The organism is Vicinamibacteria bacterium (genome assembly GCA_035620555.1).
Lineage (GTDB): Bacteria > Acidobacteriota > Vicinamibacteria > Marinacidobacterales > SMYC01 > DASPGQ01.
Genome location: DASPGQ010000055.1, coordinates 1 through 7,524, shown reverse-complemented (window position 1 = coordinate 7,524; position 7,524 = coordinate 1). Strand labels below are relative to the sequence as shown.

7 protein-coding genes are annotated in these 7,524 nt (G+C 64.1%); 6 read left to right on the top strand and 1 reads right to left on the bottom strand.

Annotation, left to right across the window (positions count from 1 at the left end; genetic code table 11):
* The 5 genes from VEK15_02035 to VEK15_02015 form a co-directional block, all read left to right on the top strand.
* A partial coding sequence (locus VEK15_02035) for a hypothetical protein (GenBank protein HXV59444.1) occupies positions 1-219 on the top strand: 219 nt, incomplete at its 5' end.
* Positions 216-1,844: a 6-pyruvoyl-tetrahydropterin synthase-related protein gene (locus VEK15_02030; GenBank protein HXV59443.1), complete on the top strand. Its 1,629-nt coding sequence runs from the start codon at positions 216-218 to the stop codon at positions 1,842-1,844. The genes VEK15_02035 and VEK15_02030, both read left to right, overlap by 4 nt.
* Positions 1,841-3,031, top strand: coding sequence for a glycosyltransferase family 4 protein (locus VEK15_02025; protein HXV59442.1), 1,191 nt, complete (start codon positions 1,841-1,843; stop codon positions 3,029-3,031). Before VEK15_02030 ends, VEK15_02025 begins: the two co-directional genes overlap by 4 nt.
* A 10-nt stretch (positions 3,032-3,041) precedes the next feature.
* Complete coding sequence (locus tag VEK15_02020; GenBank protein ID HXV59441.1) at positions 3,042-5,033, top strand: hypothetical protein; 1,992 nt, start codon at positions 3,042-3,044, stop codon at positions 5,031-5,033.
* The gene (locus VEK15_02015; GenBank protein HXV59440.1) at positions 5,030-5,812 is read left to right on the top strand and encodes an SDR family oxidoreductase; all 783 of its coding nucleotides are present in this window, start codon (positions 5,030-5,032) and stop codon (positions 5,810-5,812) included. The genes VEK15_02020 and VEK15_02015 overlap by 4 nt, the downstream gene beginning before the upstream one ends.
* Positions 5,813-5,828: 16 nt before the next feature.
* Here the strand turns inward: VEK15_02015 and VEK15_02010 are convergent, their stop codons facing one another.
* Positions 5,829-7,214, bottom strand: a complete 1,386-nt coding sequence (locus VEK15_02010) for an amidohydrolase family protein (GenBank protein ID HXV59439.1) — start codon at positions 7,212-7,214, stop codon at positions 5,829-5,831.
* Between the two features lie 105 nt (positions 7,215-7,319).
* Here VEK15_02010 and VEK15_02005 point away from each other — a divergent pair.
* The coding region (locus tag VEK15_02005; GenBank protein ID HXV59438.1) for a hypothetical protein at positions 7,320-7,524 on the top strand (205 nt) is incomplete at its 3' end.

The window sequence follows — 7,524 nt, the reverse complement described above, 5'->3', positions numbered from 1 at the left end:
GAGGCGTTCGGGGTGGACCGAACCCTTCACCGGATTCCCGTTCCACCGGAGGCGGTGAGCCAGGAGGTCCGGCGGGTCGAGTTCGAGGTCGAGACCCCGACCGGTTTCTCGGGCACGACGCGGATTCCCGCTTACGCTCTCTACTACGTGTGCGAAGACGTGAATGGGACGTGTCTCTATCGCCGGCAGGACATCGAGGTGTCGTTACGAGCGAGATGAAGGAGCGAGGGTGGACGGCGATCGCCTGTGTCACCTTCGCGCTCCTCGCGGTCTGGCTCACATGGCCGCTCTTCCCCCGCATGACAACGGGTTTGAGCCATGGGGCCGATGCGCTTCTGAACTCCTGGACCCTCGGCTGGAGCTTTCACATTCTCACGGCCGATCCGCTCTCTCTTTTCGACGCGAACATCTTCGCTCCCCGGCCAGACACCCTCGCCTATTCCGAGCACCTCTTCGGGGTTACTCTTCTCGCCGCGCCCGTGTACCTGATGACGGGCAATCTCGTCCTCGCGTACAACTTCGCGATGCTTTCGTCGTTCGTGCTTTCCGGACTGGGCATGTATCTTCTCGCCCGGGATCTCGCCGGCGACAAATGGGCGGCCCTGATTGCGGGAACGATCTACCTCGCCGCGCCCTACCGGTTCGGGCATCTGCTCCAACTGCAGCTTCTGACGCTCCAGTGGTTCCCCTTCGTCTTCTGGAGTCTGAACCGCTTCCTGCGAGACGGCGGGCGGCTCCAGCTCGCCGGCGTCGTCGTGTTCACGACACTGCAGATCCTCTCCTGCAACTATTACGCGGTTTATCTCGCGTTCGCCTTGGCCGTGCTCGCGATCGTACTGCTGATCGCGGGCCGGCAGCTGCTGTCTCGACGAAAGATCGTTTCCCTGACGTTGGGCGCCGCCACGGTGGCCGCTCTCGTGGCCCCGTTCATCCCTCCTTATGTGAGAAATCGCGAGCGCGGATTCTATCGACGCTACGAGGACGTCGTTCATTTCTCGGCTCGACCGGCCGACTATCTGACACCGTCGAGCTTCAACAAGTGGCGCAACGCACAACCTCGCTCGGAGAAAGCGCTCTTTCCCGGTTTTGGCGCCATGGTGCTCGCAGGGACAGGCCTCCTCTTCGGTCGGCGGCGGGATCCCATGTGGATCTTCTTCTTCGTTCTATCGCTTCTCGGCTTCGTGCTCTCGCTCGGGCCCGAGATCCCGATCTTCGGTGAGACTCTGTATCTGCCGTATCGGTTCTTCTACCGCCACGTGCCGGGATTTGGAGGCTTGCGCGTGCCGGCGCGGCTCGCGGTCCTGACGCTCGTCGGTCTTTCCGCACTCTCCGCCTGGGGAGCGGCGGGGCTCCTTTCGAAGGCTCGTCGATACCGGCCAATCGTCGCCGTCGCCCTCCTCGGAATCCTCATCTTCGAGTACCGCACGTACCCTCTCGACCGGGTGTTTCCCGAGGCCCCGCGGATTCCCGAGGTTCACCGCTGGCTCTCGACGGCGCCTTCGAAGGGAGCCGTTCTCGTACTCCCGATCCACGAAGGCGAGGACATCGTCCACGAATCGCTCACCATGTATTATTCGACCGCGCATTACCGGCCGCTCGTCAACGGTTACAGCGGTTGGTGGCCAAACGACTACTGGGAGCTCGTGGGGAGATTGAGGCACTTTCCCACTGCACGCATCCTCGACTTCCTGCTCGACCGCGCGCCCGTCCGGTATCTCGTGATCCACTACGACCGGATCCCGCAGCCGAGGAGGAGGCAGCTCCAGGCCGGTATGGAGCGCTACCACGAAAGGATGCCGGTCGTCTTTCGCGTGGGACAGGACGTCGTTCACGAGATTCGATGAAGCTTCTCTACCTGGCGGACATTCGCTTTCCCATGGAGCGAGCCAACGGCATACAGACGGTCTCGACCGCGCACGCCCTGGCGAGTCGGGAGGCGCGGGTGGAGCTGGTCGTGCGCCGAAGCGACTCTCGGAGTGACGAGGCCTGTCTTGCTTTCTTCGATCTCGCGCCCCACCCCAACCTTCGTCTGAGACGCGTCCCGACCCCGATCGGCCGATTCAGCCATCTGCTCGCGTCCCTGGGCCTTCTGGCGCGTCGGCACTGGGACGTCGTGTACACGCGCGACCTGCTATTGGCGGATCTCGCGATTCGGCTGGGCCGCGTTCCCTGCGTCGTCTACGAAGCCCATACCGTCGCCGCGGTTTTCGCCGAGGAGAAAGCCAGCCTGTACGCGGAGGGCTCGCCGCCGTCGCCAGCGAAGCTCCTCCGCATCGACGCTCGCGAGCGGAGAGTTTGTCAGCGCGCACAAGGCCTTGTCACCATCACGAAAGGGCTCCGCGACGCCCTTGCCGAGCGCCACGGGACGCTCCCGCCGACAGCGATCGTTCCCGACGGTTGCCGGGTCCCGGCTCGGATCCCGAGCTTCCGCCGGCACGCCCCGCCGCGCGTGGGCTATATCGGACAGCTCTATCCGTGGAAAGGTGTCGATGTTTTGATCGAGGCGATGCAGTCTGTCCCGAGAGCCGAGGCGGTCGTCGTTGGCGGACTCCGGGGCGAGCCGGATCTCGATCGCGTCAAGGAACTGGCCGAGCGCCTTTCGATCTCCGACCGCGTTCACTTCACCGGGTTCCTGCCACCTCACGAGCTTTCCGAGCAGCGAGAGAAGGCCGACGTCTTCGTGATCCCGTTGCTCGACTCGGCGACGGCGCGTCGTTTCACGTCCCCGCTCAAACTCTTCGAGGCCATGGCCGCGGGCCGGCCGATCGTCGCCTCGGATCTCCCTTCGATTCGCGAGGTTCTGGCGCACGAGGAAAACGCCCTTCTCGTGCCTGCGGGCGACCCACGGGCTTTGGCGAGCGCGATCGATCGTCTTCTTGCCGACGACAGCCTGTCGGTGCGGCTTGCCGAGCGGGCGGGTAAGGACGTGCGAGCTTACTCCTGGGATCGTCGCGCCGAGAACCTCCTCGCTTTCCTCGAGCGGGCCCGGTCAAAGGAGTTGGCCCGGCTCGCTCCGACCACCGCGGACTGAGAGACCTCCATTGGCTGATGTCGACGTTCGTCTTGCCAAGAAGCGAACATTACTTTCTCGAGCCGTCCGATTCGTGCTCGCACTGGGGCTTCTCGACCTCGGCGCCGTCGTCGTTTCGGGAGGATTTTCTCTCCTCGGCCCGGTCGAAGAAAGTGGCGCTATCCTCCGGCTCGTTCTGGTGAGCGGCATTCTCCTACTCGACCATATTCTCAGAAGAGGCTCGCGCTCCGGCTACGACACCGGCTACATCGCGATCCTCCTCGTCCTCGTCGCGCTTCTACATTTTCGCGGTTATCGCCTGAGAGGAGACGGACTCTGGTATTACTCCCTCTCGCACTCGCTTGCATTCGATGGAGACATCGATCTGGCGAACCAATACCGGAGCCTCGGGATCGAGCGACAAGCGGGCTCGCAGCCGGTGCGCGAGACCGGGCTCGCACGATTCACCTATCCGGTGGGTGCACCGGTTCTCTGGGTGCCGTTCGTGGAGATCGGGCATCTGGGAGTCGGGTTGCGACGCGCGTTTGGTGATGACGCCGCCTACGATGGCTTCTCCGATCCCTACTTTCATGCGGTTGCTCTAGGGAACCTTCTCGCCGGGTGGGTGGGGCTCGTGCTTCTCGACCGGCTGCTCCGGCGATGGTTCCCTCCGTGGATCTGCTTCGTGGCGGGCTCGGGCATCGTCCTGGGAAGCTTTCTCGCCTGGTATCTGACCTATCACGCCATCTACACGCACGCGCTCACGTTCTTGCTGGTGACGCTCGTGGTGAAGCTGTGGGCGGACGATCCGGCGACGCGAGCCGACTATGCCGTCCTGGGTCTCGTTCTCGGATTGGCGACGGGGGTCCGGTGGCAGACTGCGGTTTTCCTGTTGCTCCCGGCCATCAGTCTCTCTCGCCATCTCCGGCGCCGGGAGTGGCGATCCGTCTCGACCGGCGCAATCTTCTTCGCGGGCGCTTTCTTAGTCGGTGTATCTCCGCAGCTCCTCAGCTGGAAGACGATTTACGACCGCTTTTACGTCGGCGTGCCCCTGGGGGCCGATTACGTGCGCTGGGGCGATCCGTTTCTTTCCGAGACCCTGTTCTCGTCGAGGCACGGCTTGTTCTCCTGGAGCCCCATTCTGATATTGGCGGCGCTCGGTCTCGTCGGCTTCGTCAGGCGCGAGCCCAGGAAGGGACTTCCCCTTGCCGGGGTGGCCCTCATCGTCTGGTACGTCAACAGCACGGTCGCCGACTGGTGGGGCGGGGGATCGTTCGGGGCTCGCCGGTTCGACGCCGCGCTGCCCATTCTGGCGCTCGGTTTGGGAACGGCGATCGCCTGGCTGACGGAGCTGGTTCGCCGAAGGCCGCGAGCGGTCGTGGGGGCCCTGGTTGCCGCGGTGGTGGTGGCGAATGCGCTCCTCATGGAGCAGTACCGGAAGGGACGCATCCCCGTCGACGACACGATGTCGTGGGAGGTGGCGATCGCCGCTTCCGTCGAGGATTGGTTCGATGCCTTCGGTTATCCCTTCTCGTTCCCGATGAACTGGCTCTTTGCCATCCGCTACGACCGCCCCAAGACTCAGTACGATATCCTCGTCGGGCAGTATTTGTTCCATCGGATGCACGATCTCGGAGGCGTCATCGATCTCGGTCCGCAGGACCCGCCTTTCCTCGGAAACGGGTGGAGCGGACTCCAGGATTGGCGGGGGCGGAAACGCGAGGTGCGTCTCGCGGAGGGGCGGACTGCTGGCCTGTTCATCCCCGTCGATCAGCCGGAGCCGCTCCGCATTCACATCGCTAGCGCCGCTCCGGAAGGAACCGAGCCGGTGGCGATCGAAGTGAGGCTCAACGGCGTTCGCCTCACCGGCTTCGTTCCGACTCGAGAGATGGTGGAACATGGGATGACCGCTGACGCGGCGCTGTGGAAGCGCATCAACCTGCTCGAGCTCGCTCCGGTGGACGCCGATCCCGTCGGAGCCTTTCTCGCCGTCGATCGCCTTCGTTTCGAGCGACTGCCATGACACGCGTTCTGATTACCGGAGGGACTGGAGTTCTCGGACGCCAGCTCGTCGCTCCACTCCTCGAGGCGGGGCACGTCGTGCGCATCTCGAGCCGCGGCCCTCGAAGGTCTGGATTTCCTGACGAAGTGGAGTGGTCGCAAACGTCGCTTTCGTCCGGGGTGGGTCTCGCGGAGGCCGTCCTCGGCGTGGATACGATCGTTCACGCGGCTTCGACTCCCATCGCCGCGCAGAAGGTGGACGTCGAGGGGACCGGCGCTCTTCTCCATCATGCCAAGGCCGCCGGAGTGTCGCACGTGCTCTATATTTCCATCGTCGGGATCGACGGGTTTCCCTTCTCGTACTACCGAGCCAAGCGCACGACCGAGCAGCTCATCGAGGCGGGCCCCGTTCCTTTCACGATTCTCCGCGCCACTCAGTTTCACGACCTTCTCGACGAGCGCTTTCTGCCACCGCTCTTCAAGCTTCCCCTCGTCGCCTTCGTGCCGACCGACTTGAAGTTTCAGGTCATCGATTCGGGCGAGGTTGCCACGCGCATGATCGAGCTCGTTTCCGCCGGACCCAGCGGCCGCGTTCCCGACGTGGGCGGGCCGGAAGTGCTGACGATGGGCCAGCTTGCGGCGGCTTGGATGCCGGCCCGCGGCATCCGGCGAAAGGTCGTGCACCTTCCCCTTCCCGGCCGAGCCGCGGCCGCGTTCCGCCGAGGGCAGAACACCTGCCCCGATCATCGGTACGGAAGGATTACCTGGAGCGAGTACCTATCGAGGCCTGGAAGATCCTGACTCTCGCGCGGCTTCCTCACCGCATCTCGGTGGGTCGCTCGGGGCTCTCCGGCACGTGTCGTGGGACCCAGATCCGGCCCTCCCGCACGATCACGTGTCCATCGCGGATCACCAGGTCGACCTTTTCGAGATCCTCGAGGTTCCGATCGGGCCGGCCGTCGATGACGACGAGATCCGCCAACTTGCCGGGCTCGATCGTGCCGAGGCGGTGTGCCATGTCGAGGATTTCCGCACTCGTTTTCGTCGCGGCGACCAGAGCTTCCGAGGGCGTGTAGCCAGCCGCTTCGAGCTGCTTCAGCTCGGTGATGTAAGGGTGAGGCAAGTATCGATACCAGTCGACGACCAGATCGGTCCCCACGCCGAGCTTGACGCCTGCCTCCCGGAGCGTCCGCAGCATGGCGAGATTCGAGTCCTTGGTCATGGTGAAGCGACGCGACGTGGACCCGAAGTAACCACCCGACGCATCGATGATGTAGATGTACGGAATGAGCGTGGGAACGGAAGCGGTCCCGGTTTCCGCCATCATCCGGACCGTCTCTTCGGTTCGCGGCAGAGGGTGCTCGATCGAGTCCGCACCCGCCTCGACCGCCCACTGGACATAGAACGTCTCGGCATCGACGGTGACTTTGAGTCCCAGGGCATGCGCTTCCTCGATGGCCGCGGCAATCTCTTCACGGCTGTAGTGGCTCGCCAGCTTGATTAGGTCGGCGCCGCGATCGAACTGCTTGCGCACCGCTTCACGCCACTCGTCGGGCCCGGACGCCGTCATGACGGAGCCCGTCTCCACGAGAATGTTGCCTTGCCCCTCGGCGCCATGACCGCCCGTCGCGGTGATGAGCTGCCCGGCGGCAAAGATACGCGGGCCGACGACGCGGTTCTCGGCGACCCACTGCTTGAGCACGAAGGGAATGTCGCCGGCTGAAGCCACGTCCCGGATCGACGTGATGCCGCTCTCGATGTAGTAGCGAAGCCGCTCGGAAGCGCGCAGCGTCGCGTCGGCTACGCTCCGGCCCCGTTCCGGCGAAGAGTCGGGGTCGTAATACGTGAGGTGAGTGTGGAGATCGACGAGCCCGGGAAGCACCGTCTTTCCGTCAATGTCGATCACTTCCGCGTCCTCGGGCCACGATGTGACGTCCGGTGATTCGAGGCGGTCGATCGTCTTGCCGCGGGTCACGATCGTCGCGGCTCTGAGTGGCGCTCCCGTCCCGTCGAAGACGTTTCCGCCACGAAGCACGAGGACGCGTCCGTCTTCCTCGGGCTCGGACACGGGGACGCGCCGCGGATCGTCGGAAACCGGCGTTTCGGGCTCGAGAAACCGGCGGCGCTCTTGAGGATCCTGCGCCATGGCAGAAAGCGCGGATACCGCGACGATGAGGGCGGTGGCTCGTAGGGGTCGCTTCATTTTTTCAGCTCCTGGAGGCAGCTGAATCTATCACATGGGCGTGTGTCCTTCTTGAGACGAATCATTTTAATGGAACAAGTTTGGACGATGTATAATCGAAGTATTATGCTTATTGGAGACGAAGCGTTTCTACCGAAGAACCGGCTGGCACTGATTGGAGTGCCCTCGAGCGCCGGCGCTCGCCGCAGGGGCCAGGAAGGAGCGCCCGCCGCGTTTCGCGCCGCCGGCCTTCTGGAGCGCCTGCGGGAGAAGGGCCTGGATGTTGCCGACCAGGGTGACCTCCCGACCGTGTCGTTTCGGCCGGACCCCG

Excerpts from the sequence above, each read along its gene's own strand:
- VEK15_02030 (HXV59443.1), top strand. The coding sequence starts at position 216 with ATGAAGGAGCGAGGGTGGACGGCGATCGCCTGTGTCACCTTCGCGCTC.
- VEK15_02025 (HXV59442.1), top strand. The coding sequence starts at position 1,841 with ATGAAGCTTCTCTACCTGGCGGACATTCGCTTTCCCATGGAGCGAGCC.
- VEK15_02015 (HXV59440.1), top strand. The coding sequence starts at position 5,030 with ATGACACGCGTTCTGATTACCGGAGGGACTGGAGTTCTCGGACGCCAG.
- VEK15_02010 (HXV59439.1), bottom strand. The coding sequence starts at position 7,214 with ATGAAGCGACCCCTACGAGCCACCGCCCTCATCGTCGCGGTATCCGCG.